Source organism: Streptomyces sp. NPDC037083, from assembly GCF_055606485.1.
In genome coordinates this window covers 338,369-363,001 of record NZ_JBVJSQ010000005.1, presented here as the reverse complement: position 1 = coordinate 363,001, position 24,633 = coordinate 338,369, and the positions used below count along the sequence as shown (strand labels likewise).

The 24,633-nt window shown below is 73.1% G+C and carries 21 protein-coding genes; 14 read left to right on the top strand and 7 right to left on the bottom strand.

Annotated features, from left to right (window positions below):
• Positions 1–55: 55 nt before the first annotated feature.
• Positions 56–718 carry a bifunctional DNA primase/polymerase gene (locus ACZ7DE_RS16415; RefSeq protein ID WP_470761647.1) on the bottom strand — a complete coding sequence of 221 codons (663 nt, stop codon included), beginning with the start codon at positions 716–718 and terminating at the stop codon, positions 56–58.
• Positions 719–1,051: 333 nt separating this feature from the next.
• On the opposite strand from ACZ7DE_RS16415, the gene ACZ7DE_RS16410 reads away from it, so the two are divergent.
• Both ACZ7DE_RS16410 and ACZ7DE_RS16405 read left to right on the top strand, forming a co-directional pair.
• The gene (locus ACZ7DE_RS16410) at positions 1,052–2,437 is read left to right on the top strand and encodes a transcriptional regulator (RefSeq protein ID WP_470761645.1); all 1,386 of its coding nucleotides are present in this window, start codon (positions 1,052–1,054) and stop codon (positions 2,435–2,437) included.
• A gap of 211 nt (positions 2,438–2,648) precedes the next feature.
• Positions 2,649–4,577, top strand: coding sequence for a hypothetical protein (locus ACZ7DE_RS16405; protein WP_470761644.1), 1,929 nt, complete (start codon positions 2,649–2,651; stop codon positions 4,575–4,577).
• Positions 4,578–4,644: 67 nt separating this feature from the next.
• On the opposite strand, the gene ACZ7DE_RS16400 is transcribed toward ACZ7DE_RS16405, so the two are convergent.
• Positions 4,645–6,009: an ABC transporter substrate-binding protein gene (locus ACZ7DE_RS16400; RefSeq protein ID WP_470762052.1), complete on the bottom strand. Its 1,365-nt coding sequence runs from the start codon at positions 6,007–6,009 to the stop codon at positions 4,645–4,647.
• Positions 6,010–6,127: 118 nt separating this feature from the next.
• On the opposite strand from ACZ7DE_RS16400, the gene ACZ7DE_RS16395 reads away from it, so the two are divergent.
• Both ACZ7DE_RS16395 and purU read left to right on the top strand, forming a co-directional pair.
• Positions 6,128–6,628, top strand: a complete 501-nt coding sequence (locus ACZ7DE_RS16395) for an SCO4402 family protein (protein ID WP_190150010.1) — start codon at positions 6,128–6,130, stop codon at positions 6,626–6,628.
• Positions 6,629–6,727: 99 nt separating this feature from the next.
• Entirely contained in the window at positions 6,728–7,612 is an 885-nt protein-coding gene (gene purU, locus ACZ7DE_RS16390; RefSeq protein ID WP_470761642.1) for a formyltetrahydrofolate deformylase, read from the top strand.
• Positions 7,613–7,774: 162 nt separating this feature from the next.
• On the opposite strand, the gene ACZ7DE_RS16385 is transcribed toward purU, so the two are convergent.
• On the bottom strand, positions 7,775–9,259 hold the full coding sequence (locus tag ACZ7DE_RS16385) for an anti-sigma factor family protein (protein WP_470761640.1): 1,485 nt from the start codon (positions 9,257–9,259) through the stop codon (positions 7,775–7,777).
• Positions 9,256–9,846, bottom strand: coding sequence for a sigma-70 family RNA polymerase sigma factor (locus tag ACZ7DE_RS16380; RefSeq protein ID WP_470761638.1), 591 nt, complete (start codon positions 9,844–9,846; stop codon positions 9,256–9,258). Before ACZ7DE_RS16380 ends, ACZ7DE_RS16385 begins: the two co-directional genes overlap by 4 nt.
• A gap of 325 nt (positions 9,847–10,171) precedes the next feature.
• Between ACZ7DE_RS16380 and ACZ7DE_RS16375 the strand changes: the two genes are divergently transcribed.
• Together ACZ7DE_RS16375 and ACZ7DE_RS16370 are read left to right on the top strand one after the other, a co-directional pair.
• Positions 10,172–10,552 (top strand): STAS domain-containing protein, encoded by a 381-nt coding sequence (locus ACZ7DE_RS16375; protein WP_470761636.1) that lies wholly within the window; start codon positions 10,172–10,174, stop codon positions 10,550–10,552.
• A 214-nt stretch (positions 10,553–10,766) separates the two neighbouring features.
• Entirely contained in the window at positions 10,767–11,279 is a 513-nt protein-coding gene (locus tag ACZ7DE_RS16370; protein ID WP_470761634.1) for an EF-hand domain-containing protein, read from the top strand.
• Here ACZ7DE_RS16370 and ACZ7DE_RS16365 read toward each other — a convergent pair.
• A complete protein-coding gene (locus tag ACZ7DE_RS16365; RefSeq protein WP_470761632.1) occupies positions 11,258–12,817 on the bottom strand; it encodes a class I adenylate-forming enzyme family protein in 1,560 nt (519 codons plus the stop codon). The two genes, ACZ7DE_RS16370 and ACZ7DE_RS16365, sit on opposite strands and share 22 nt — an antisense overlap.
• A gap of 176 nt (positions 12,818–12,993) precedes the next feature.
• Between ACZ7DE_RS16365 and ACZ7DE_RS16360 the strand changes: the two genes are divergently transcribed.
• The 4 genes from ACZ7DE_RS16360 (at position 12,994) to ACZ7DE_RS16345 (ending at position 17,315) form a co-directional block, all read left to right on the top strand.
• Complete coding sequence (locus ACZ7DE_RS16360) at positions 12,994–14,190, top strand: amidohydrolase family protein (protein WP_470761630.1); 1,197 nt, start codon at positions 12,994–12,996, stop codon at positions 14,188–14,190.
• 33 nt (positions 14,191–14,223) lie between these two features.
• Positions 14,224–15,360 carry an acyl-CoA dehydrogenase family protein gene (locus ACZ7DE_RS16355; RefSeq protein ID WP_470761628.1) on the top strand — a complete coding sequence of 379 codons (1,137 nt, stop codon included), beginning with the start codon at positions 14,224–14,226 and terminating at the stop codon, positions 15,358–15,360.
• A gap of 10 nt (positions 15,361–15,370) precedes the next feature.
• The gene (locus ACZ7DE_RS16350) at positions 15,371–16,252 is read left to right on the top strand and encodes an acyl-CoA dehydrogenase family protein (protein WP_470761627.1); all 882 of its coding nucleotides are present in this window, start codon (positions 15,371–15,373) and stop codon (positions 16,250–16,252) included.
• A gap of 550 nt (positions 16,253–16,802) precedes the next feature.
• Positions 16,803–17,315: an ATP-binding protein gene (locus tag ACZ7DE_RS16345; RefSeq protein ID WP_470762050.1), complete on the top strand. Its 513-nt coding sequence runs from the start codon at positions 16,803–16,805 to the stop codon at positions 17,313–17,315.
• 387 nt (positions 17,316–17,702) lie between these two features.
• Here ACZ7DE_RS16345 and ACZ7DE_RS16340 read toward each other — a convergent pair whose 3' ends face one another.
• The gene (locus tag ACZ7DE_RS16340) at positions 17,703–18,629 is read right to left on the bottom strand and encodes a cyclase family protein (RefSeq protein ID WP_470761625.1); all 927 of its coding nucleotides are present in this window, start codon (positions 18,627–18,629) and stop codon (positions 17,703–17,705) included.
• 102 nt (positions 18,630–18,731) lie between these two features.
• Here ACZ7DE_RS16340 and ACZ7DE_RS16335 point away from each other — a divergent pair, with 102 nt between their 5' ends.
• The 3 genes from ACZ7DE_RS16335 (at position 18,732) to ACZ7DE_RS16325 (ending at position 21,966) form a co-directional block, all read left to right on the top strand.
• Positions 18,732–19,646 (top strand): SDR family oxidoreductase, encoded by a 915-nt coding sequence (locus ACZ7DE_RS16335; RefSeq protein WP_470761623.1) that lies wholly within the window; start codon positions 18,732–18,734, stop codon positions 19,644–19,646.
• Positions 19,647–19,748: 102 nt separating this feature from the next.
• On the top strand, positions 19,749–20,897 hold the full coding sequence (locus ACZ7DE_RS16330) for an acyl-CoA dehydrogenase family protein (protein ID WP_470761621.1): 1,149 nt from the start codon (positions 19,749–19,751) through the stop codon (positions 20,895–20,897).
• Positions 20,898–20,916: 19 nt separating this feature from the next.
• Positions 20,917–21,966, top strand: a complete 1,050-nt coding sequence (locus ACZ7DE_RS16325; protein WP_470761619.1) for a Zn-dependent alcohol dehydrogenase — start codon at positions 20,917–20,919, stop codon at positions 21,964–21,966.
• A gap of 80 nt (positions 21,967–22,046) precedes the next feature.
• Here the strand turns inward: ACZ7DE_RS16325 and ACZ7DE_RS16320 are convergent, their stop codons facing one another.
• The gene (locus tag ACZ7DE_RS16320) at positions 22,047–23,099 is read right to left on the bottom strand and encodes a GlxA family transcriptional regulator (RefSeq protein ID WP_470761617.1); all 1,053 of its coding nucleotides are present in this window, start codon (positions 23,097–23,099) and stop codon (positions 22,047–22,049) included.
• A gap of 71 nt (positions 23,100–23,170) precedes the next feature.
• Here ACZ7DE_RS16320 and ACZ7DE_RS16315 point away from each other — a divergent pair, with 71 nt between their 5' ends.
• Positions 23,171–24,610, top strand: coding sequence for an MFS transporter (locus ACZ7DE_RS16315; RefSeq protein ID WP_470761616.1), 1,440 nt, complete (start codon positions 23,171–23,173; stop codon positions 24,608–24,610).
• Positions 24,611–24,633: the final 23 nt, after the last annotated feature.

Sequence of the window (24,633 nt, the reverse complement as noted above, 5' to 3'; positions counted from 1 at the left end):
CCCCCGGAGAGGGGCGGGACTGTGTCCGACATGCGGCTCCGCCGCGTGGGGGCGTCTACCGGTCGCGCCCGCAGGCGTAGGCGAGCGGCGAGATCAGCTCCTCGGCGTCCGGCAGCCACCGATTGGCGGCGGTGGGCCGGCAGGCCCACTGCACGGCGCCCCGGGACCCGAACCGGGTCGGCGGCGCGGCCACGTAGGTGCCCTCGCCGAGGGTCACGAGATCAAGGGCCCCCAACGACCAGCCCAGTTTGCGCACCAGGTCCGGCACCTTCGCCGACGCGCCCGGCAGCACGAAGAACTGCATCCGCCGGTCCGGCGTCAGCGTGACGGGTCCGAGTGTCAGCTCCATCCGCTCCATCCGTGCCAGAGCGAGAAACCCGGCGGTCTCCGGAACGGAGATCGCGTCGAACGTCCGCCCGGTCGGCAGCAGGATCGAGGCGGTCGGCTGTTTCTGCCACATGCGGCGCGCGACGGTCGCGCTCCCGGTGGCCTGCGTCGCCCAGTCCGGCCGGGAGGGATGCGCTCCCGGGGCCGCACACGCACGGTCGCCGCAGGAGCAGCGCTGCACCCCGTCGACGGCTTCCAGCCAAGTGCCGGGGAACACGTCCCAATGACGTTCCTCGGCGTAGCGAACAGCGGTCTCGAGCAGCGATTCCCCGCGCTGCTTCGGGATTTGAGTGGCTTCGGCGCCCGCGATGGTCTCTTCCACGATGAACACAACTCTAGCGGTCACCAGGGGTTACGCCCGCCCGAATGCGCGGGGGAGGAGCATCGATTCGGCGTCCGGGGCGCATGGGTGCATGTGCGGGGGCGCGCGGGAGGAACGGGCGCGGGAGAGGGTATCCAGGTAGCGGGGGCGGCTTCCGTCGGTAACCCGGCAATTCTCCGTATTGCTCGGCAATCATCAGCAATCCTCACATGCCTCGCATTTTCGCTCGGTCTGTGGGGCATTGATCTTCTCGGCCGGAACTTTTCGGTGGAAGACACGTCAACTCGGTGTGTGGGCAGGCACCCGCCGCCCCGGTCACCGCAGCCACAGGGGGTAGTGCCCATGGCCGCAAGGCCGCTAGTCGCGCGGCAGCCGAACGAACGGCTGCAGGCGCTCATCCAGGAGGCGGGGTGCTCGAACGCCGGGCTCGCCCGCCGCGTCAACATGTGCGGCGCCGAGCACGGCCTCGACCTGCGCTACGACAAGACGTCCGTGGCCCGTTGGCTGCGCGGACAGCAGCCGCGCGGACGCGCTCCGGCGATCATCGCCGAGGCCCTGGGCCGCAAGCTCGGCCGGACGGTCACGATCGACGAGATCGGCATGGCCAACGGCAAGAACCTCGCCTCGGGCGTGGGTCTCCAGTTCTCGCCGACGGTGCTGGGGGCCATCGAGCAGGTCTGTGAGCTGTGGCGCAGCGACGTGGGCCGGCGCGACTTCCTGTCCGGCTCCTCCGTGGCCGCCTCGGCGCTGGTCGAGCCGAGCCGTGACTGGCTGATCTCCTCACCCGACGCGCAGGTCGCGCGCTCGGCGGGGCCCCGGGTGGGCCTGTCCGACGTGGCGGCCGTCAAGGCGATGACGCAGGCGCTGGTCGACCTGGACCACCAGTACGGCAGCGGGCATGTGCGCCCGGTCGTCGTGCACTACCTCAACAGCGTCGTCTCGGGCCTGCTCGCCGGCTCCTACCGGGAGGCGGTGGGGCGTGAACTCTTCGCGTCCGTGGCCCGCCTGACCGAACTCGCCGGGTACATGGCCGTCGACACCGGCCAACCGGGCCTCGCCCAGCGGTACTACATCCAGGCGCTGCGGCTGGCCCAGGCGGCCGGCGACCGAGGGTACGGCGGGTACGTCCTCGCCGCCTCGATGAGCCACCTGGCCGCACAGCTCGGAAACCCGCGCGAGATCTCCCAGTTGGCGCGAGCGGCGCAGGAGGGGGCGCGGGGGCGGGTCACCCCGCGCGCGGAGGCGATGTTCCTCGCCGCGGAGGCGCGCGGGCACGCCCTGATGGGCGACGTGCGCGGGACGCAGGCGGCGACCGCGCGGGCGGTGTCGGCGCTGGAGGCGGCCGATCCGGCCTCGGGGGACGACCCGGCGTGGATCGCGCACTTCGACGAGGCCTATCTGGCCGACGAGTTGGCGCACTGCCACCGCGACCTGGGTCAGGCCGAGGCGGCGGCGCGCTGTGCCGAGCAGTCCCTGGCCGGCCATCCGCCGGGCCGCGCGCGCCGGCGCGCGATCGGGTACGTCCTGCTGGCCACCGCTCAGGTGCAGCAGCGGGAGATCGAGCAGGCCTGCAACACCGGCCTGAAAGCGGTGGAGTTGCTCGAGACGCTCCGCTCCAACCGGGGCGCGGAGTATCTCGACGACCTCCAGCAGCGGTTGGAGCCGTTCCGGGACGAGTCGGTGGTGAGGGAGTTCGGGGCGCGGCTGGAGTTGCAGACCGCGGCGTGAACGGACGGGGCGCCGCTGCGTGAACGTGCGGGGAACGACGTCGGTCCGCACGGCGGGCGAAGCGACTGCGCACGGCGCTCCGGATCCGTGGCCGACGTCACTGTCCACCGCCCGGAGGGGAGATCACGTTCTGAGCTGCGTGGCACGGGGTTCCGGGGACCCGGTAGCGTGAACCGACGATTCCGAAGGTCCCCCATCAGTAGGAGTCCCGGTGACGCAGAGTGGACAGGGCGAGGAGCCCTCGGCGCAGCCCGCGCGCGAAGGCATCGTGCTGCCCTCCGACGGCGGGGAGCCCCTGCTGCCGGGAATGACGGCGAACGCGCCACGGCCGGGGTCCCGGCCCGGCCCGCAGCCCGGCCCCCAGCAGGGGGAGAACTCCGGCCAGTACGGCGCCCAGCAGTACGGGCAACCGGACCAGAGACGGCCGGACCAGGGCCCGCAGGGCTACGGACAGCCGGACCACGGACAGCCGGAGTACGGACAGCCGGACTACGGCCGGCAGCAGTACGGGCAACCGGAGTACGGGCAGCCGGAGTACGGACAGCAGGCGCAGCCCGGTCGGCAGGACTACGGGCAGCAGGACTACGGGCAGCAGGACTACGGCCAGCAGGCGCCGGCCGGCGGTCAGACCTGGGAGCAGCCCTGGGGTCCCGGCGGGCAGACGTCCGCCCCGCAGCAGCCGGACCAGGGCTGGCCGCTCCCCGCGGACCAGACCGACCGGGCACGGCAGCAGGGCCAGGCGCAGCAGGACCAGTGGAACGCCCCGCAGGGCTCCTGGAACGGCGGCGGCCAGGCGGGCGCGGGCCCGCTCCCGCCGGAGGGCGCACCCGCCCCGGCCGGCCCGACGTACGGCCAGGGCGCGCCGGGCGCACCCCTGCCGCCGGCCGTGTCCTCCGCCTCCGCGGCCGACGAGGGCGCGACGCAGTACATACCGCCGGTCCCGGCCTCCGCGGCCGACGAGGGCGCGACGCAGTACATACCGCCGGTCCCGGCCTCCGCGGCCGACGAGGGCGCGACGCAGTACATACCGCCGGTTCCCGCCGCCCCCGCCGACGAGGGCGCCACCCAGTACCTGCCGCCGGTCGCGCCGGGCGCCATGCCGCCCGAGAGCCCGGCCGAGTCGACCCACTTCCTGGGCCGCTCGCCGCAGAACGCACCGGGACCGATGTCCGCCCGCGGCGCACAGCCGGATGCGCACCCCGACTCCGAGCCCACGCAGTTCATCCCGCCCGTCCCGGCGCAGGGCAGCGGGGAGCGGCAGCCGCCCGCCGGGTTCGAGAACCTCTTCCGCGGCGGCCCGGGCAGCGACGGCCAGGCCGGATCCACTCAGCAGCTTCCGCGCTTCTCCGAGCAGGACGCCCCCGGCCGCGGCCCCCGGCAGGGTTACGGCGCCGGGCCCGCCGCCCGTTCCCCGCAGCCCGCGTACGCCCCGCCCGGCGACCCGGCGGCGGGTGGGCGACGCGGGACGCGTGACGACGACGGCGGCGGCCGGGAAGGCCGTACCCGCTCACGGGTGCCGTTGTTCGCGGCGATCGGCGTGGCGCTGGCGGTCGTCGGCATAGGCGCCGGGGCGATGCTCGCGGGCGGCGGGGGTGACGGCGGCCAGGACGACGGCAACCAGACCGTCGCCGCGTCGGCCCCGGCGGCCGGGGGCTCCGCGTCGTCGGGTTCCACCGATGCCGCAGAGCAGCAGGCCGTCGAACTGGACAAGCTGCTGGCCGACAGCGGCAGCAGCCGGGCCAGCGTGATCAGCGCGGTGGCCGACGTGAAGGCGTGCGACAACCTCTCCCAGGCGGCCACGGACCTGCGGGACGCGGCGAAGCAGCGCAACGAGCTGGTCACGAAGCTGTCGGCGCTGAAGGTCGACCGGCTCGCGGACCACGCGGCGCTGACCACCGCGCTGACCAAGGCGTGGCAGGCGTCCGCGTCCGCCGACGACCACTACGCGGCCTGGGCCGACCAGGTCGCCGGCGACCGGAAGAAGAACTGCAAGAAGGGCTCGGCCCGCACCACCGCCGAGACGCAGGCCGGCAACCGGGCGAGCGGCACCGCCAGCGCGCAGAAGAACCGGGCCTCGAAGCTCTGGAACGAGATCGCGAGGAAGTACGACCTGACGCAGCGCCAGCCCACCCAGCTGTAGCGCAGGGCAGGCGGGCGCCGTCGCCCCCGGCCGGCCCGGTGCCGGCGCGGGCGGGGGCGCCCTGCGGTCAGTCGACGTCCGCCTTCTGCAGGGTCTTCGTCATGTCGACGAACCCCTTCTTGGCGGCCACCAGCCGGCCCTTGCGCACGGTCTGGAGGGTGACGTCGGCGTTGACCAGACGGGGGAAGCCGATGGAGGCGAGCTGGTCGGAGAACTGCCAGTGCAGCGTCGGCGTGAGCCCGCCCGTGGTGATCTTCAGACCGTCGTCCAGGGCGCCGCGCACGGTGTCGGCGGTCACGTCGCCGCCGTCCAGCGACTCCACGGCCTGCCGGAACACGGTGTAGGCGATCCAGGTGGTCTGCACGCCGGTGTCGGTCGGGTCGATCCGGGTGTCGGAGAACGCCTGCTCGCTGATCACCTTCTTCATGGGCGCCCAGGCGGGGTCGCTCGCCTCGGGGTACCAGCCGGTGACGTACGCCCCCTCGAAGGGGCCCGCGCCGGCGCCGGCCGCGTTGATCACCGTCTGGTCGACGCTGCCGAGGACGGTGGCGGTGCGCACGTCGGGGTGGTCCGCGCGGGTGCGGCGGAAGGAGTCCATGAAGGTGCTGGTGCGGTCCCCGAGCGCGGTCACCACACAGCCCTTGCCGCTGCCCCGTCCCTTCCCGCTGCCGGTCGCGCTCCGCGTTCCGCCCCCGCCGTCCGTCGCGTGCTCCAGGGCGGTCGCGGCCTGCGTCGCGTACTCGGCGGCGTCCTCCGGGGCCCGCTGGTCGTCGGCCTTGTCGTGCCCGCCCGCCGTCAGTCCGGCGTCGAGCATGGTGGGCAGCGCGTCCCCGGCGATGGTGTCGGGGCGGACGAGCGCGACGGGACCGCAGCTCGCGGCCAGCTCCTTGCCGAGGCCGGCGAGCAGCGAGGGCTGGCCGCCGTTGACCGGGTAGGACAGCGGGCTGGTGAACTCGTCGTTCGTGACGCCGTAGCCGCCGATGTACGGGATTCCGGCGCCTTCCAGATGCGGCAGGAAGGAGTCGGAGTGCTGGCTGTAGGAGCCCACGACGGCGACCGCGTTCTCCTTCACGGCCTGCCGGGCGCACTTCGCGGCGGCCACCGTGTCGTTGTGGTCGTTGCAGGTCAGGACCTTGAGCTGGCGGCCGTTCAGGCCACCGGTCGCGTTGACCCAACGGGCGTAGGCGCGGGCGAAGGCGGGCATGCCCGGCTTGTTGGTCGCGGACGTCCCCTCGGGGGCCCACGTCATCACGACGATCGGGCCGTCCCCCGAGCCCCCCGTGGCACCGGGGACGGCCCCGCATCCGACGGCGAGCGACGCACAGGCGGCCAGGGCGCCCGCCGAGAGGGCGATGGCTCTGACGGACCTGGGGAGGCGGAAGGACCTGGGGAGGAGGGTGCCCCGCGTGAACGTGCGCCGCATGCCGGTCATGGACACGCACGATTCCGTCACATCACTAACCTGGGAGTGACCCTCGGTCGACACGTGGTGACGTCGAGGTGAATTACAGGGGCCCCCGAGGCTCCTGGAAGGAGGAAACGTACGATCGATGACCGTGCAAGGTTCGGAGAACTCTTCCCGTCGCGGCCGTCGCTCGTTCACCATGGGCGGCATGCCACTCAACGACATGCCGTGGTGGCGCTGGCGCAGCAATGTGCGCTCCGCGCTGCACATGCTCTCCGATCCGGCGTTCCAGCAGAACGTCTGGCTGGCCGGCGTCGAGGGGTACGGGGACGTCACCGACGCCGTGTACCGCCTCGTCGAGGACACCTGGCTCGACAACTGGTCCGCCGAGAAGTACGTCGGCACGATCTTCCGCGACTCGCAGGAGGCGGCTCTCGTCGACACGGCCGTGCTGCGCGTGCTGCGGATCATGCACCAGGTCGGGCCGGACGCCCCGGTCTCCGCGTACGTCGACCACCAGGCGTGGCCGGACGCGGTGCGGGCGGCGCGGGACGCGCACGTGCGCATGGCCGCGAGCGACGGCGACGACCCCGACGCACCGCCGCGGACGCTGGAGGTCCTGCGGATCATGACGCGGGCGGCGTAGGGCGGCGTAGGGGGCGGACGTGGGCGCGGGGACGGCCGCCCTGTTCCGTCCTGCGGGACGGTTGCCCACAGCGGTGGGCGGTATGCGACCCTGTCGGGCATGAACGCGCAGTCCAGCCGAGCCGCGGCGAGCCCCGCCGACCAGTACGTCCTCACGCTCTCCTGCCCTGACAAGCAGGGCATCGTGCACGCCGTGTCGAGCTACCTCTTCATGACCGGCTGCAACATCGAGGACAGTCAGCAGTTCGGCGACCACGACACGGGCCTGTTCTTCCTGCGCGTCCACTTCTCGGCCGAGCCGCCGGTGACCGTGGACAAGCTGCGGGCGAGCTTCGCGGCGATCGGCGACTCCTTCCACATGGACTGGCAGATCAACCGGGCCGACGAGAAGATGCGCATCGTCCTCATGGTCAGCAAGTTCGGGCACTGTCTGAACGACCTGCTGTTCCGCGCGAGCATCGGCGCGCTGCCGGTGGAGATCGCGGCCGTGGTGTCCAACCACACCGACTTCGCCGAGCTCGTGGGCTCGTACAACATTCCCTTCCACCACATCCCGGTGACGAAGGAGAACAAGGCGCAGGCCGAGGCGCAGTTGCTGCAGCTGGTCCGGGAGCAGAACGTCGAACTGGTCGTCCTCGCGCGGTACATGCAGGTCCTCTCCGACGACCTGTGCAAGCAGCTCAGCGGCCGGATCATCAACATCCACCACTCGTTCCTGCCGAGTTTCAAGGGCGCGAAGCCGTACCACCAGGCGCATGCGCGGGGCGTGAAGCTGATCGGGGCGACGGCCCACTATGTGACCGCCGATCTCGACGAGGGGCCGATCATCGAGCAGGAGGTCGAGCGGGTGGGGCACGGCGTCACGCCGGACCAGCTCGTGGCCATCGGGCGGGACGTGGAGTGCCAGGCGCTGGCCCGGGCCGTCAAGTGGCACGCGGAACGGCGGATCCTGCTCAACGGGCGGCGGACGGTCGTGTTCCCCTGAGGCCCCAGGGGTAGGTGAGCCCGTGTCGTGGGGCGGCCGCGGATGACGCGCGGCCGCCCGCGCCGTTTCCCGGCCCTGACAGGGGCCCGCCCGCGCCGTTTCCCGGGCCGCCGACTGCGGCCGCCCGCGCACGCATCCGCGAGCCGTCCCTGTCCGCCGCCTCTACATCCGGCTCAGGCTCGCCGCCGCGAACAGCACGTCGCGGATCGCCTCCCGGTCGCCCAGCTGGCCCGCGGCCGCCTCCTCCGGTGAGACATGGCCGGCGGCCAGACGGCAGAACTCCACGTCGTCCAGGGCGACATGGGCCACCTCGTGGTCGGCGGAGCCCACCGCGCCCGGCGAGTCCAGGGGGATCAGCCACTGGCCGCCGCCGGAGCCCTCGATCTCCAGGCGCAGGCTGCGGCCGGGGCGGCCGGCGGGCACCAGGTGGCGCGTGTGGTGCGAGGGCGCGGCCAGTCCCGCGCGGCGGCGGGCCGCGAGCGTCTCCGGCAGCATCCGGGCGGCCAGGTCGATCATGCCGTGGAGGTGGCGCGGGGCGGGCGGCGCGTAGGGGTAGTCGACCGCTTCCGCGATGTCCTCGGCGTGCACCCAGCACTCGAAGGCACGGTCCAGCATGGCGTCCCGCAGGGGCAGTTCGAAGCCGCCGTAGGACACCGGCATGGCGTCGTGTCCCTCCCCGCCGGCGAAGGACACCGTGCGCACCAGGGCGTGGGTCTGTTCGCGCCAGGGGCCGCGCACCGCGCGGGTGGGCGGGTAGTGCGAGCCGGCCCAGAAGGCCTCGGTGCGGCGGGCCGGGGTGTCGAGCGGGCCGTCCGCCCCGCCCGGGTACTGCGCCCTGCCGCCCGTTTCCAGCGGGTCGTCCAGCCCCAGGGCGAGGGCGACCAGGCCGTCCACCGCCAGCAGATGGGCGATGACCCCGGCGACCGTGGTCCGGCGGCTCGTGGCCTCCTGGCCGCGGAACCAGCGCAGTCGCACGGGGGCGTGCCACTCGGCGTCCCCGAAGTCCTGGAGCAGGGCGTCGAGCCGCGCGGTCTCGGCGTCGTAGGGCCGGGCCCAGGCGGGCACCGGGATGCGGGGCGGACGGCGGTCCAGGCAGCCTTCGAGGACGCGGTGGCGCAGACCGGGGTCGAGGTCGAGGCTCTCCGGGCGCTGGAGCAGTCCGACCGCCTCGCGCAGTCGCCGTGCCTCGTCCGCGCAGGCGCCGCAGTCCCCGAGGTGCTCCTCGACGGCCGCCGTCTCCTCGGCCGAGCAGGCCGCCAGCGCCCACGCGCCCAGCAGGGACTTGAGCACCGGGTGTTCGAGCCTGAGCGGCTGCGGCCCGGCCGGCTCCCGCGGTACGGGCAGCGGCAGACCGCCGTCCTCGACGGACGTGCGGGGCAGCGGGATGCGGGGCGGCCGGTCGGGCTCGGGGGACGAGGGGACGCCCCTGCCGTCGTCGCCGGGGCCGTCGCCGTCGTCTCCGGGGCCGCCGGGCCCGCTCGTGCCGTCGGGCCCGGTCAGGCCCGCGGGCGCCGTGTCGTCGCCGTACGCCTGCTCGTGGTCCGTGTCCCCTCGGCCCTTCTCCGGCTCGCTCGACCGGCTGCCGTCCCGTTCCTCGTCCTTGTCGCCTCCTCCGTCGTACGACGGCCAGGGGTTCGTGTCGCTCACGCGGCACCCCCGTACCCCGGCGGCGCTCCGGGGGCCGTGACGTCGTGGGCGGTGGACAGCAGTTGCAGGCCCAGGCGGAGCCGGCGGCGGGCCTCGTCCTCGGTGACGCCGAGGTCGGCCGCGGTCTGGCGGTAGTCGCGGCGCTGGAAGTAGGCCAGCTCCAGGGCGGCGCGCAGGGGGGCGGGCATGGCCTGGACGATGTAGTCGGCGCGGGCGGCGACGGACGCGTGCCGCACCCTGCGCTCCAGTTCCTCGGTCGCCGCGGCCGAGCCCCGGCCGGCCTCGGCCAGCGCGGCGGTCTCGGTGGCGCGCAGCCGCTGCACGGCGAGGCGGTGGGTCAGGGCCGCGACCCAGGTGCGCAGCGGGCCCTGCTTCGGGTCGTAGGCGTCGGGGTGCTCCCAGACATGGGCGAAGACCTCGCGGGTGATGCCGTCGGCCGCTCGTTCGTCTCCGAGCACCCGGTGGGCGAGACCGTGCACGAGCGAAGCGAACCGGTCGTAGAGCTCGCCGAGGGCGGCCGCCTCACCGCGCGCGAGCCGCTGCTGCATCTTGCGGTCCCAGCGGGGCGGTGCGTCCTTCTTCGCCATGCGACCCCCTCACCCGTGGCCCTGCCTGTGCCTGTGCCTGCGCCCGTGTCCAGCGTGCGTCCACCGTCACCTCGAATGTAGTCGGCACCTACGACCGTGCACGCCCCTTTGTTTCAATGTGCGCCCCCTGTCCGCGACGGGGTGGTATGGGCCGCGCGTATCCGACAGACAAGGATCGAACCGGACTGCATATGACGGAAACAAGCCTCTTTCCTTTGCTTTCTGTTTTTCCCCTTGTGTTTCGGGGCACGGCCGCTGGGCAGCCGCGCTGCAAGGAAGCGAAGGGGCAGCTTCCTTTTCCAGCCAGCTACAGCGAGCGAAAGGCGTGGTGGTGGCCTTCAATGTGACCGGCGGCGAGCAGGGCGGTTGGGCCGTGCTCCACGTGTCGGGCGAGCTGGACCTGGTGACGTCGCCGGTGCTGCGTCAGCGGATCCACGACGAGGTGGCCGAGGGTCGCCACAGTCTCGTCCTGGACCTCTCCGAGGTGTACTTCTGCGACTCCAGCGGCGTCGGCGTCCTGATCGCCGCCCGCCGTCTGATCCGCTCCTGCCGGGGACGGCTGCGGCTGATCCTGCCCGCGCGGGGCGCGGCCGAGGGCTCGCACGTCAACCGGGTGCTGGGGGCGCTGGGCGTCCGCCGTCTCTTCGACGTCTACGGCGATCTCGCCGACGCCGTGGACGACGGGACCGAGCCGCTCTCGGCGTGAGCGGTGCGCTGTTTCGCCACACGCTCGTCCCGAAATTCCCCCGGTCTCGGCACAGGCGTCGCCTTCCCGCCACCCGGGCGTCGGCGGCGTCGTACGCTCCCTGCCGGAAGCACTCTCAGACGCATGCCGGGAACGCTCCGGGGAGCACCCTCGGAGCACTTCCGGCAGCAACGCACACCTCACCACGTGACGACGTAAGGCGGCCCGAGTAGACATGATCAGCAGTGAGTACGAACGCAGGATCGCCGCCCGGTTCGCCACCTTCGACCAGGACGGCAACGGGTACATCGACCGGGCGGACTTCGCCGCGGCCGCCAAGGCGGTCCTCGCCGAGTTCGCGACCGCGGCCCGCTCCGACAAGGGCCAGGCCCTCTACGCGGGAGCCGAGGCGTTCTGGCAGGGCATGGCCGGCATCGCGGACCGGGACGGCGACCAGCGCATCACCCGGGACGAGTTCGTGAACAGCGCGGTCAAGCGCCTGCGCGACAACCCGGAGCGGTTCGCCGAGATCGCCCGCCCCTTCCTGCACGCCGCCCTGAGCGTCGCGGACGCCGACGGCGACGGCCGGGCGACGGTCGAGGACACCGTACGGGTGCTGCGCGCCCTCGGAGCGCCCGACGAAGTCGCCCGGCCCGCGGCCGCCGTCCTCGACGCCGACGCGGACGGAAAGGTCGGCGAGGCGGAGATCGTCCCCGCCTTCGCGCGCTACTTCACGGTCCCCGAGTAGCCTTCGGGGGCCGCCGGCCCGGCGGCCTCGGAGTAGCGTTCGCGCAGCTTGTACTTGAGGACCTTCCGCAGCGTGTCGTTGCGCGGAAGGGCCTCCACCACCTCCAGCCGCTCCGGCAGCTTGTGGACCGACAGCCCGGCGGCGCGCAGATACGAGGTCACCGCCGCCAGGGTCGGCGGCTCCCCGGCCGCCGGCGCCCGTTCCACCACGGCGCACACCAGTTCGCCGCGCTCCGCGTCCGGCAGGCCGATCACCGCCACGTCCCCGACGGCCGGGTGGGCGGCGAGCAGGTCCTCGATCTCCTTCGCGGACACGTTCTCGCCCTTGCGGATGATCACGTCCTTCAGCCGTCCGGTGAGGACCAGGTGGCCGCTGTCGGTCACCCGCCCGAGATCGCCGGTGCGCAGGAAGCCGTCCGCGTCGAACGCCTCGGCGGTCTGGCCGGGGTCCAGATACCCCTGGCACACGGCCTCCCCGCGCAGCCGCACCTCGCCGTCGACCACGCGTATCTCCATGCCCCGCGGGGGCCGTCCCTCCGTCGTCGCGAGGTTCTCCGCGGTGTCGTCGGGCGCCCCCATGGTGATCATCGGCACCTCGGTCATGCCGTACCCGTGGGTGAGCTGCACGCCCATTTCGCGCACGACGGCGTGGTACACCTCGGGCGGCTTGGGCGCTCCGCCGCCCGCGAGGAGCCGCAGCGTGGGGATCACGGGGACGCCCGGCCGCTTGCGCTGCTCGGCGAGGAACATCGAGTAGAACGCCGTCGACCCGCCCGCGACGGTCACCCCGTGCCGCCGGTACTCCGCCAGCGCGTCCGGCAGCGCGAAGTGCTCGAACATCACCGCCGGAAAGCCGTACAGCAGCAGCATGACGGTGTAGTCGGGGCCGGCGATGTGGGCGTAGGGGAACGCCATCGAGCCGACGTCGTCCGGGGTCAGCCGCAGCGCGTGGGCGAGGCAGGAGCCGCCGGCGATGAGCGAGCGGTCGGTGTGCAGCACGCCCTTGGGGTCGGAGGTGGTGCCCGAGGTCCAGTAGATCCAGCGGACCGAGCCGCCCTCGGAGGGCGGCTCGGGGAGCACCGCCGGGTCACCCTCGGGCAGTTCGTCGTACGCCTCGAAGACGCCCTTCGCGCCGAGCCGCCGTGCCATCTCGCCGTGGTCGAAGCCCCGCCAGACGCCCGGCACCGCGAAGAACTCCGCCTTCGACTCGCGCAGCGCGAAGCCGACCTCGCGGTCGCGGTAGAAGGGGATGACGGGCGACTGCACGGCTCCCAGGCGGGCCAGGGCGAAGGACAGGACGGCCGTCTCCGGACGGGTGGGCAGCTGCCAGGCGACGACCGTGCCGGGGCGCACGCCCATGTCGTGCAGCCCGGCCGCGACCCGCTCCGCGCGCTCGCGCAGCTCGCCGAAGGTCAGGGCGCGGTCGTCCTGGAGGAGGACCCGGCGGCCGGGGGTGAGGTCGGCGCGGCGGGCGAGCAGCTCCCAGAGCGTGCGGGACGCGCTCAGCTCGTGGGCGGTGGCGGTGGCGGTGTCGTTCACGTCGGCCCCCTGGCATAACTGACGGACAGTCAGATTTGGGCAGAGCGTAGGCCTGGTCGCCTTGTCGGTCCAGGGGGCGCGGACTAGCCTGCTGGGGAGAACAGATCTGACGGTCCATCAGATAGCGCACCGGAGCGCACCGGACAACTGGCGTACCGCCAGGCGGAGGGGAAGCCATGAGCACCGAACTGCCGCGCATCGTCAGCGTCGACGACCACGTGATCGAGCCCGCGCACCTCTTCGCGACCTGGCTGCCGCGCAAGTACCGCGACCGGGGGCCGCAGCCCCTCACCGCCGGGATCGGCGAGCTCGCCTACGTCGCCGGGAAGTACCGGATCACCATGGACCCGGACGGCCAGCCCACCGACTGGTGGATCTACGAGGACCTCAAGTTCCCGTACAAGCGCAACATCGCAGCCGTCGGCTTCGACCGCGACGAGATGACGCTCGAGGGGATCACCCGGGAGGAGATGCGGCGCGGGTGCTGGGACCCGAAGGCCCGGCTGGCGGACATGGACCTCAACCACGTCGAGGCCTCGCTCTGCTTCCCGTCCTTCCCCCGCTTCTGCGGGCAGACCTTCGCCGAGGCGCACGACAAGGAGGTCGCGCTGGCCTGTGTGCGCGCCTACAACGACTGGATGGTCGAGGAGTGGTGCGGCGGCAGCGGCGGCCGGCTCATCCCGCTGTGTCTGATCCCGCTGTGGGACGTCGCCCTGGCGGTGGCGGAGATCCGGCGCAACGCGGCCCGCGGGGTGCGCGCGGTGACCTTCTCCGAGATCCCCAGCCACCTCGGGCTGCCGTCGATCCACTCGGGCTACTGGGACCCGTTCTTCGCGGTGTGCGAGGAGACCGGGACGGTGGTGAACATGCACATCGGTTCGTCGTCGCAGATGCCGGCCGCCTCGCCCGACGCGCCCCCGGCCGTCCAGGCGTCCCTGTCGTTCAACAACGCGATGGCCTCGATGATGGACTACCTCTTCAGCGGCGTCCTGGTGCGGTTCCCGCGCCTCAAGCTGGCCTATTCCGAAGGGCAGATGGGCTGGATCCCGTACGCCCTGGAGCGCGCCGACGACGTCTGGGAGGAGCACCGCGCGTGGGGCGGGGTCAGGGATCTCATCCCCGAGCCGCCGTCCACGTACTACTACCGGCAGATCTTCTGCTGCTTCTTCCGCGACAAGCACGGCGTCGCGTCCCTGGACGTGGTGGGACGCGACAACGCGACCTTCGAGACCGACTACCCGCACGTCGACTCGACCTTCCCGCACACCAAGGAGGTCGCCCTCGACCACGTCAAGGGCCTCGACGACGAGACCGTCTACAAGCTGATGCGGGGCAACGCGATCCGCATGCTGGACCTGGACCTCGACAAGTAGCCGGGCCGGGACCAGGGCAGGGGGATCAGGACCATGGACCTCTCCGACAGCCCCGAGGACGCGGAGTTCCGCGCCCGGTTGCGCGAGTGGCTGGCCAAGGCGCTGCCGGCGCTCCCGCCGAAGCCCTCCCCGGACGACTGGCCCGGCCGTCGCGCCTACGACCTCGGCTGGCAGCGGACGCTGTACGACGCCGGGTACGCCGACGTGCACTGGTCGGCCCCGCCCGGCGTCCGCCTGATCTTCCTGGAGGAGACGGAGAAGGCGGGCGCCCCCTACGTGGGGGCCGGATTCGTCGGGCTGCTGCACGCGGGACCCACGATCGCCGCCGAGGGGACGGCCGAGCAGCGGGCCCGCTGGCTGCCGCCCGTCCTGCGCGGCGAGGAGGTCTGGTGCCAGGGCTTCAGCGAGCCCGACGCCGGGTCCGACCTCGCGGCGCTGCGCACCCGCGCACGGCGCGACGGCGACGACTACGTGGTGAGCGGGTCGAAGATCTGGACCTCCCACGCGGAGGTCGCCGACTGGTGCGAACTGCTCGTCCGCACGGACCCGGACGCGCCCCGACACCGGGGCATCACCTGGCTCGCCATGCCGATGGACGCCCCGGGCGTCACCGTGCGGCCGCTGCGCACCCTCGCCGGGTCCGCCGAGTTCGCCGAGGTGTTCCTCGACGAGGTGCGCGTGCCCGTCGCCAACCGGGTGGGCGAGGAGAACGACGGCTGGCGGGTGACGATGGTGACGCTGTCCTTCGAGCGCGGCACCGCGTTCGTGGGCGAGGTCGTCGCCTGCCGGCGCGTGCTGGGCGAACTGGCCGAGGAGGCCCGCCGCAGCGGACGCTGGGACGATCCCGCCCTGCGACGGCGGCTGGGCCGGCTCAACGCCGAGTTCCGGGCGCTGTGGCGGCTGACGCAGTGGAACGTGAGCGAGGCGGAGGCCGCCCGCGGCGGGGTGCCCGGCGTCGGCGGCTCGGTGTTCAAACTCAGGTACTCGCAGGCGCGCCAGGAGCTGTACGACGCCGCCGCCGAGATCCTGGGGGACGCGGCCCTGGACCTCGACCGTCCCTGGGTCCGCGACCGGCTCTCCTCGCTGTCGTACACCATCGCGGCCGGCACCTCGCAGATCCAGCGGGACATCGTGGCCGAGCGGCTTCTGGGCCTGCCGAAGGGGAGGTGAACCGTCCGCCATGCGATTTCGACTGACGGACGATCAGCGCGCGCTGCGGGACGGCGTGCGCACACTGCTGGCGCGCCGCTTCGACCGGGAGGCGCTGCGGGCCGCCGTGGACCGGCCGGGGCGACTGGACCGGGCGCTGTGGCGCGAACTGGGTGCGGCCGGGTTCTTCGCACTGCGGCTGCCCGAGGCGGACGGCGGTGTGGGACTCGGGCTGCCCGAGGCGGTGTTGGCGTTCGAGGAGGCGGGGCGGGCCCTGCTCCCGGGGCCACTGCTGGCCACACACCTCGCGGCGGGCGAGGTGCCCGGTGCGGCCGACGGCGAGACGGTCGTGGCCGCCGTCGACGGCGGCGGTCTGGTGGAGTGGCTGGCGCAGGCGGACGTCGTGCGCGGCGACGCCGACGGGGCCGTCGCGCTGGACTCGGTGGACCCGCTCACCCCCCTGCACCGGGTCCCCGCGCGCGGGACGGCCGATCCCGCCGCGGTCCTCCTCACCGCGGCGGAGCAGCTCGGCACCGCCACGCGCGCGTGCGAGCTGGCCGTGCAACACGCCCGGGCACGTGAGCAGTTCGGACAGCCGATCGGGGCCTTCCAGGCGGTCAAGCATCTGTGCGCGGAGCTGCTGGTGCGGGTCGACACGGCCCGTGCGGCGGTCTACGCGGCCGCCGTGACGGGCGACCCGGCCGACGTCGCGGCCGCCCGGCTGCTCGCCGACGAGGCCGCCGTGCGTGGTGCGCGCGACTGCCTCCAGGTGCACGGCGGCATGGGCTTCACCTGGGAGGCGGACGTCCATCTGCTGCTGAAACGCGCCTGGGTGCGCACCCGTCGTGCGGGGGGCGGCACGCAGAGTGAGGAGCTGCTCGCCCGGGATCTGCTGTCCGGGGCGGGTGGTTAGCGGGCTCTGCCTGCGGGGACGGCCGGGGCGGCGGACGGCCGCCGAGTGGATGTCGCGGATTGTGGCATACCGGAATCACGGAGCGTTGATATCGGGTTGTGTCCGATGCGTGACCCGTCACGGCCCGGAGTCGGCGCGTCGCTCCGGTACCTTCTGTGGGATGCGAGTGGTTCCGAGCATGAGCCATGCCGGCGGTGCCCCTGGGGCGATGCCGGATCCGGCGGTGCGCGCCGCCGCTCGCAGGGCGGACGGGCTTTTCGCCGCCGCCTGTTCGACTCCCCGCAACGAGCGTCGCACAGTATGCCGCACGGGTACTCCTTCGCGATGGAATATGCCCGAAGCGCTTGTTGGGGTGACTGTATGTCAACCAAGCTGTCTCCTCAGGGATTCACGTTCCGTCACCCTGCCTCTGGCTGTTGTTCTGGCCATGCAGAAAATGGCTACGATCGTGGCCCCCGTCGTCATGGTGCACACGCGGCTCGCGTGGCTCGCGTGGCGCACGGCCATGTGTCCGCCGGTTCGGATGGTGTGAGCGGTGCAGGTGCTTCAAGTGCAGCTGGAGATCCGGCCCGACCCCGCTGAGGTGGGGCGCGCCCGCAGGTGGGCCCGTTCGCGTCTCGCCGGGTCCGGGATAGGGGACGAGGAGCCGCTCGCCGAGACGCTGATCCTGCTCGTCTCCGAGCTGGTCACCAACGCCGTGGTGCACACCGGCTGTCCGGCCGTGCTGCGGCTCTCCCTGCCGGGGACGGCGGCCGAGCCGTCCGTCGTCCGCCTGGAGGTGGCCGACGCCAGCGACCGGGCCCCCGTGCCCCGGTGTGCCGGCGACGAGGCGACCGGCGGCCGCGGTCTGGCCCTCGTCGACGGGCTGGCGGACCGCTGGGGCTGGAGCGTCGAGGGGGCGGGCAAGCGCATCTGGTGCGAGCTCGACCGCTGCCCGGCGCCGGGCGAGGCGGAGGCCGGCCGTGGAGGCGCGGCCGAGTGCGGTGTCGTCGCCGAACGGATGGGCGCGGTGCGGGTGAAGCCCGAGCCGGCCTACGGGGGGCTTGCCTACGAGGTGGTGTGACGGACCGACGGCGCACGACCGCGAAACGCCCGGCAGGGTGCGGTGCACGGATGCAGAAAGCGCTGTCGATCCTCGCCCGCCGGGGTTCGGTGCGCCTGGCTGTGCTTCCGTGCGCGCCCATTGCAAATGGGGCGTAAGTAATAATTCCCCCTCCGGGTGTTGACGTGACGTGTCCGTTTGATCACGCTTGTGGTCAGCGATTCGCCGTGAGGGGACGGCGAGGGCTTCGGTGACGGGAGCCCTTGCCGAGCGTGGGTCGTGATTCGGCGTCGACGGCTTCCTCAGGGCCGAGGGGAGTCGATGGGGGTACGCCGGAGTCGGATGGCGGTGCGCGGTGCCGTGCTCGGGGCGGGCAGCCGCGCGCCGCCGGCCGACGTCTTCCAGGGCTCAGAGAACGGCCACGGGGGCCACCGGAGTTCCCGTGCCGCCGACGAACGGCTCGGGCGTCGCCGACAGCAGGAAGGCGTAGTGGCCCGTTTCTCCACAGGCTGTGGACAACTCTTCGAGATTCCAGTTCTGGCCCTGCAGCATCCCCATCTCGACCAGATCGAGCGCGTGCACGGGCAGCCACAGGTCCTCGATCTCCGGCGGGAAGATCTCGAACGTCAGGGTGTCGTTGGCGACGGCGGCCACGTCACGCGCGTGGAACCACTCCGGCGTGCGCACCGACAGCCCCGGGGACGGATGGCCGTAGCCGTGCTTGTCGCCGCTCAGATAGACCTGGATCTGACCGGTCCGCACGAGCACGACGTCGCCCGCGCGCACCCGGGTGCCCGCCAGTTCCTCGGCCGCCTCCAGGTCCTGCGGCGTGACCGCGTGACCGCCCTCCAGTCGGTCGACGCCGTGCGCGCGTGCCACGTCGAGGAGCACCCCGCGCGAGACGACGTGCCGCACCTTGTCGATGCCGCTGAACTCGGCTCCGCCGTGCGCGGTGACGGTGGCGGCCGGACGGCCGTTGTAGAGCCTGCCCGAGTGCGAGACGTGGGTCAGCGCGTCCCAGTGGGTGGCGGCCTGCAGGCCCATCGTCACGACGTCGTCGCTGCACGCCACCGTGCCCGGTCCGAAGATCTCCTGGTTGATCTGCACCATGGAGTGCAGGGGGTTGACCCGCCCCGGGATCAGCCCGGTCTGCACCCCGTCCTCCCGCAGCGGCAGGGCCAGCGGGACCCGGCGGCCGGTGCGGATCTCGGCGGCCGCCGCGCGGACGACGTCCTCGGTGACGAGGTTCAGCGTGCCGATCTCGTCGTCGGCGCCCCAGCGCCCCCAGTTGTTGACGCGCTTGGCGATGTCGTGGAACTCGGCCGGCAGTGTCATTCCGTGCCTCCCCGGGGCTTGTCCCCGACTGTCCGACAGGTCAATCTGGTCCTCGTATCTCGAATCTAACGGTCCGTCAGAAACTGCGGGAGGGGGCTCGGCATGGGGAACTTCCTGGCCGGCAAGTCCGTCGCCGTCACGGGCGCGGGGCGGGGCATCGGGCGGGCGGTGGCGCTCGCGGCCGCGTCGCAGGGCGCGCGGGTCGTCGTCAACGACTACGGCGTCGCCGTGGACGGGGCCGCACCCACCAGCGAGGTCGCCGAGACCGTCGTCAAGGAGATCGAGGCGGCCGGCGGAGAGGCCGTCGCCGTCGCCGACGACATCTCGACCATGGCGGGAGGCCAACGGGTCGTGGACACGGCACTGGAGGCCTACGGACGGCTCGACGGGGTCGTGTGCGTGGCGGGGATCCTGCGCGAGCGGATGCTGTTCAACATGTCCGAGGAGGAGTGGGACCCGGTCGTCGCCACGCACCTCAAGGGCACGTTCACGGTGTTCCGGGCGGCGTCGGCGGTGATGCGCCGCCAGCGCGCCGGCACGCTGATCGGCTTCACCAGCGGCAACCACCAGGGCTCGGTGTCGCAGGCCAACTACAGCGCGGCCAAGGGCGGGATCATCTCGCTCGTGCGCAGTGCCGCGCTGGGCCTGCACAAGTACGGGGTGACGGCCAACGCGGTGGCCCCCGTGGCCCGTACGAGGATGTCGGCGGGCGTGCCCATGGAGCTGGCGGAGATCGGCGAGCCGGAGGACGTGGCCGCCTTCGTGGTCTACCTGCTGTCGGACCGGGCGCGGGAGGCCGGGGTCACCGGGCAGGTGTACACCGTCGCGGGGCCGAAGATCGCGGTGTGGGCGCAGCCGAGTGAACTGCGTTCGGCTTACGCGGAGGGGGGTTCCTGGACGCCGGAGCGGATCGCGGAGGTGTTGCCGGGGACGGTGGGGGTGGATCCGATGCCGATGCTCGCGCGGCTGGAGGAGATGGCCCGGGCCGCGCGCGAGGGGAGCCGGCCCAACGCCTGAGCGTGCTTCGTGTGGTCTTTCGGGTGCGGGTGTCTGTGGCCGGTCGCGCAGCTCCCCGCGCCCCTTCGGTCGGGCAGCTTGCCCCCGACGTGAGGCGGTGCCGTGGATTTCGGATCAAGTCCCCTGGACGAGGAGTTCCGGGCCGAGGCCCGGGCCTGGCTCGCCGAGCACGCCCCGCACGCCTCCGATCGCCGGGCCTGGGAAGGCGTCCTCGGCTCGGCCGGGTGGATCGGGATCGGGTGGTCGGAGGGCGGGTTCGGGAACCGGACCGGGACCCTCGCCCAGCAGGTCGCCTGGGCCGAGGAGTACGCGCGGTCGGGTGCGCCGGCCCGGTCGGGGCACATCGGCGAGAACCTGCTCGCGCCGACGCTCCTCGCGCACGGCACGGCGGAGCAGAAGGCCCGCTTTTTGCCGCCGATCGCGGCCGGGGCCGAACTGTGGTGCCAGGGCTACAGCGAGCCGGGCGCCGGCTCCGATCTGGCCGGTGTGCGGACGAGGGCGGAACGCACCCCCGACGGACGGTCCTACCGCGTCACCGGGCAGAAGATCTGGACCTCCCTCGCCCACGAGGCCGACTGGTGCTTCGTGCTGGCGCGCACCGACCCGCACTCGAGACGTCACCACGGGCTGAGCTTCCTTCTCGTGCCCATGGACCAGCCGGGACGGATCGAGGTGCGGCCCATCCGGCAGCTCACCGGCACGAGCGACTTCAACGAGGTCTTCTTCGACGGGGCCCACGCGCGCGTGGAGCACCTCGTCGGCGCGGAGGGCGACGGCTGGCGGGTCGCGATGAGCCTCCTCGGTTTCGAACGCGGGGTGTCGACGCTCGCCCAGCAGATCGGCTTCGCCGCGGAGTTGGGGCGGGTGGTGCGCACGGCCGTGCAGACCGGCGCGGCCGACGACCCCGTCGTGCGCGAGCGGCTGGTACGGCTGTGGGCGGAACTGCGCACCATGCGGTGGAACGCGCTGCGGACGCTGGGGGGTTCGGGCGGCCCGGGCGCGCCCAGCGTGGCCAAGCTGCTGTGGGCGGGCTGGCACCAGCGGCTGGGGGAGGTCGCGGTGCAGGTGCGGGGGGCGGCGGGGAGCGTCGGCCCGGCGGACTGGTCGCCCTCCTCACCGTACGAACTCGACGACGCACAGCACCTGTTCCTGTTCTCGCGGGCCGACACGATCTACGGCGGCTCGGACCAGGTCCAGCGCACGATCATCGCCGAGCGCGTGCTCGGCCTGCCCAGGCAGCCCAAGGGATGAGGCAGAGGGGAGCAGCGTGATGCGAGGCGTGGTGTTCGACGGGAAGCGGGCCGAGGTCGTCGACGATCTGGAGGTGCGCGACCCCGGGCCGGGCGAGGTGCTCGTCGCGATCTCGGCGGCCGGGCTGTGCCACAGCGACCTGTCGGTCGTGGACGGGACGATCCCCTTCCCGACGCCGGTGGTCCTCGGGCACGAGGGCGCGGGGGTGGTGGAGGCGGTCGGCGCGGGGGTCGCGCACGTCGCGGCGGGGGACCACGTCGCGCTGTCCACGCTCGCCAACTGCGGTGCCTGCCCGGACTGCGACCGGGGCCGGCCGACGATGTGCCGGCAGGCCATCGGACGGCCCCGGAAGCCGTTCACGCGCGCGGGGCGGCCGCTGTTCCAGTTCGCGGCCAACTCGGCCTTCGCCGAGCGCACGGTCGTCAAGGCCGTGCAGGCGGTGCCGATCCCGAAGGACGTGCCGCTGACGTCCGCCGCGCTGATCGGGTGCGGGGTGCTGACCGGGGTCGGCGCCGTGCTCAACCGCGCGCGGGTGGGCCACGGCGAGAGTGTCGTCGTCATCGGGACGGGCGGGATCGGGCTCAACGTGCTGCAGGGCGCGCGGATCGCCGGAGCGCTGCGGATCGTCGCCGTCGACGCGAACCCGGCGAAGGAGGCGGTGGCGCGGCGGTTCGGGGCCACGCACTTCCTGACGTCGGCGGACGCCGTGCGGGAGGTGCTGCCGACGGGCGCGGACCACGTCTTCGAGTGCGTGGGCCGGGTCGAACTGATCCGCACGGCCGTCGACCTGCTCGACCGGCACGGTCAGGCGGTGCTGCTCGGGGTGCCGCCGGCGACCGCCGAGGCGTCCTTCCTCGTCTCCTCCCTGTTCCTGGACAAGTCGATCCTGGGCTGCCGCTACGGCGCCGCCCGGCCGCAGCGGGACATCGTCCTGTACGCGGAGCTGTACCGCGAGGGGCGGCTGCTGCTCGACGAACTCGTCACGCAGACCTACCCGGTGGAGGACTTCGAGAAGGCGGCGGCGGACGCGGAGGCGGGACGGGTGGCGCGCGGGGTGCTGACGTTCTAGGGGCGGTGAGGTCACCGGCCGCGGGCGGCGGTCGAGGTCCGGGGGGACGGGGGCGGCGGTCGAGGTCCGGGCGGACGGGGTCAGCGCGGGACGCCGGCCGGGGCGTGGCCGCCGGTCTCGCCGGCCCCCGTCCCGCTGTTCCCGTCGCCGGTCCGGAAGGTGCGGCGGTACGCGGTGGGGGTGACCCCGAGGGCCGCCTGCAGGTGCTGGCGCATCGACTGGGCGGTGCCGAATCCGGCGTTGCGGGCGACCTGGTCGACGGACAGGTCGCTGGACTCCAGCAGGTGCCGGGCCCGCTCGACGCGCTGCTGGGTCAGCCACTGGCCGGGGCTGATCCCCACCTCCTCGCGGAAGCGGCGGGTGAACGTCCGTACCGACATGGCCTCTTGCTCGGCCATGTCGCGCAACTGGATGGGCTCGTGCAGGCGGCCCAGCGCCCAGGCGCGGGCGGCGGTGGTCGTCGCCTGCTGGGGGTCGGGCACGGGGCGTTCGATGTACTGCGCCTGGCCGCCGTCGCGGTGCGGCGGTACGACCGTGCGGCGGGCGACGTCGTTGGCGACGGCGGTGCCGTGGTCACGGCGCACCATGTGCAGGCACAGGTCGATCCCGGCGGCGACGCCGGCCGAGGTGAGCACGTCGCCGTCGTCGATGAACAGCACGTCCGGGTCGACGTCGATCCGCGGGAAGAGCCGCTGGAGGCGCTCGGCGTCGGCCCAGTGCGTGGTGGCCGGCCGTCCGTCCAGGAAGCCGGCGGCGGCCAGGACGTACACGCCGGTGCAGATGGAGGCGAGGCGGGTGCCGGGCCGGACGAGGGCGAGGGCGGCGGCGAGCTCGTCGGTCAGGACGCCCTGTTCGAAGACCGGGCCGAGCTCGTAGGAGGCCGGGACGATCACCGTGTCGGCGGTGGCCAGGGCCTCGGGGCCGTGGGCCACGTCGATGGCGAAGTCGGCGTCCGTCTCGACCGGGCCAGGCGGCCGGACGGAGCAGGTGACGACCTCGTACAGATGCCGGCCCTCGGCGTCCTTGGGGCGGCCGAAGATGCGGTGCGGGATGCCCAGCTCAAAGGGGAGCAGACCGTCGAGGGCGAGGACGGCGATGCGATGGGGGCGGAAGGATCGCTCGCTGTGAGGCATGGCCCGATCCTAACGAATGCTGACGTTCGGGCCAGTCGTTCGACCGCTCCGCGTGCCCGAAGCTCGGTGACGTGAGCCAGACAACCGAAGCGCCCGCAGCCGACGGGCAGCAGAACCAGAACCAGAACCAGCAGAACCAGAACCAGCAGGACGAGAAGCAGCAGGACAAGAAGCAGCAGGACGAGAAGCAGCAGAACGAGAAGCAGCAGCAGGGCCGGAAGAAGCCGCAGAAGGCGTCCCGCGGCCGCGTCCACCGCGCTTGGTTCGTCGCCGCCGTCGCCTTCGTCACGATCACCGGCGCGGCGGCGTTCCGCTCGCTCCCCGGCCTGCTCATCGACCCGCTGCACGACGAGTACGGCTGGTCGCGCGGCACGATCGGCGCGGCCGTGTCGGTCAACCTGGCGCTGTACGGCCTCACCGCGCCGTTCGCCGCGGCGCTCATGGACCGCTTCGGCATCCGCCGGGTGGTCGCCGTGGCCCTGAGCGTGATCTCGCTCGGCTCCCTCCTGACGGTGTGGATGACGGCGGCCTGGCAGCTGATGCTGTACTGGGGCCTGCTGGTGGGGCTCGGCTCGGGCTCGATGGCGCTCGCGTTCGCCGCGACCGTCACCAACCGCTGGTTCACCGAGCGCCGCGGTCTGGTCAGCGGCATCCTCACCGCGGCTTCCGCCTCCGGCCAGCTGATCTTCCTGCCCCTGCTGTCCTGGACGGTCACGCGCTACGACTGGCGTCCGGCGGCCGTGACGGTCGCGCTGGCCGCGCTCGCGGTCGTTCCCTTCGTCTGGCTGCTGCTGCGGGACCACCCGGCGGACGTGGGTCAGAAGCCGTACGGCGCACGGGAGTTCGTGCCGAAACCCGCGCCGGTGCAGGGCGCCGCACGCCGCACCCTGCGAGTCCTGTCCTCGGCGGTGCGCACCGGCCCGTTCTGGCTGCTGGCCGGCACCTTCGCGATCTGCGGCGCCTCGACGAACGGCCTGGTCCAGACCCACTTCGTGCCGGCCGCCCACGACCACGGCATGCCGGTCACGGCGGCCGCCTCGCTGCTCGCGGTCATCGGCGTCTTCGACGTGGTCGGCACGATCGCCTCCGGCTGGTTCACGGACCGCTTCGAGCCGCGCCGGCTGCTGGCGGTGTACTACGCGCTGCGCGGCGTCTCGCTGCTGTTCCTGCCGATGCTGCTGGCCCCCTCCGTCCACCCCCCGATGCTCTTCTTCATCGTCTTCTACGGCCTCGACTGGGTCGCCACCGTCCCGCCCACCCTCGCCCTGTGCCGCGAGCGGTACGGTGAGGACAGCGCCATCGTGTTCGGCTGGGTCCTGGCCTCCCACCAGGTGGGCGCGGCCCTGGTCGCCTTCCTGGGCGGCGCGGCCCGCGACACGTTCGGCTCGTACGACGTGGTCTGGTACGCCTCGGGCGCCCTGTGCGCCGCCGCGGCGCTGATGGCGCTGGTGATCCGGCGCGGGCCCGCGCTCCCGGCACCGGCGCCGGACCCGGCACCGGCGGCGGTGTGAAGGCGGTGGCCGGGTCGGGCAAC

What these genes read in the sequence shown, in the direction of transcription:
- ACZ7DE_RS16410 (WP_470761645.1), top strand. Translation starts at nt 1,052, where the DNA reads ATGGCCGCAAGGCCGCTAGTCGCGCGGCAGCCGAACGAACGGCTGCAG.
- ACZ7DE_RS16400 (WP_470762052.1), bottom strand. Translation starts at nt 6,009, where the DNA reads ATGACCGGCATGCGGCGCACGTTCACGCGGGGCACCCTCCTCCCCAGG.
- ACZ7DE_RS16395 (WP_190150010.1), top strand. Translation starts at nt 6,128, where the DNA reads ATGACCGTGCAAGGTTCGGAGAACTCTTCCCGTCGCGGCCGTCGCTCG.
- purU (WP_470761642.1), top strand. Translation starts at nt 6,728, where the DNA reads ATGAACGCGCAGTCCAGCCGAGCCGCGGCGAGCCCCGCCGACCAGTAC.
- ACZ7DE_RS16380 (WP_470761638.1), bottom strand. Translation starts at nt 9,846, where the DNA reads ATGGCGAAGAAGGACGCACCGCCCCGCTGGGACCGCAAGATGCAGCAG.
- ACZ7DE_RS16370 (WP_470761634.1), top strand. Translation starts at nt 10,767, where the DNA reads ATGATCAGCAGTGAGTACGAACGCAGGATCGCCGCCCGGTTCGCCACC.
- ACZ7DE_RS16360 (WP_470761630.1), top strand. Translation starts at nt 12,994, where the DNA reads ATGAGCACCGAACTGCCGCGCATCGTCAGCGTCGACGACCACGTGATC.
- ACZ7DE_RS16355 (WP_470761628.1), top strand. Translation starts at nt 14,224, where the DNA reads ATGGACCTCTCCGACAGCCCCGAGGACGCGGAGTTCCGCGCCCGGTTG.
- ACZ7DE_RS16350 (WP_470761627.1), top strand. Translation starts at nt 15,371, where the DNA reads ATGCGATTTCGACTGACGGACGATCAGCGCGCGCTGCGGGACGGCGTG.
- ACZ7DE_RS16340 (WP_470761625.1), bottom strand. Translation starts at nt 18,629, where the DNA reads ATGACACTGCCGGCCGAGTTCCACGACATCGCCAAGCGCGTCAACAAC.
- ACZ7DE_RS16335 (WP_470761623.1), top strand. Translation starts at nt 18,732, where the DNA reads ATGGGGAACTTCCTGGCCGGCAAGTCCGTCGCCGTCACGGGCGCGGGG.
- ACZ7DE_RS16325 (WP_470761619.1), top strand. Translation starts at nt 20,917, where the DNA reads ATGCGAGGCGTGGTGTTCGACGGGAAGCGGGCCGAGGTCGTCGACGAT.
- ACZ7DE_RS16320 (WP_470761617.1), bottom strand. Translation starts at nt 23,099, where the DNA reads ATGCCTCACAGCGAGCGATCCTTCCGCCCCCATCGCATCGCCGTCCTC.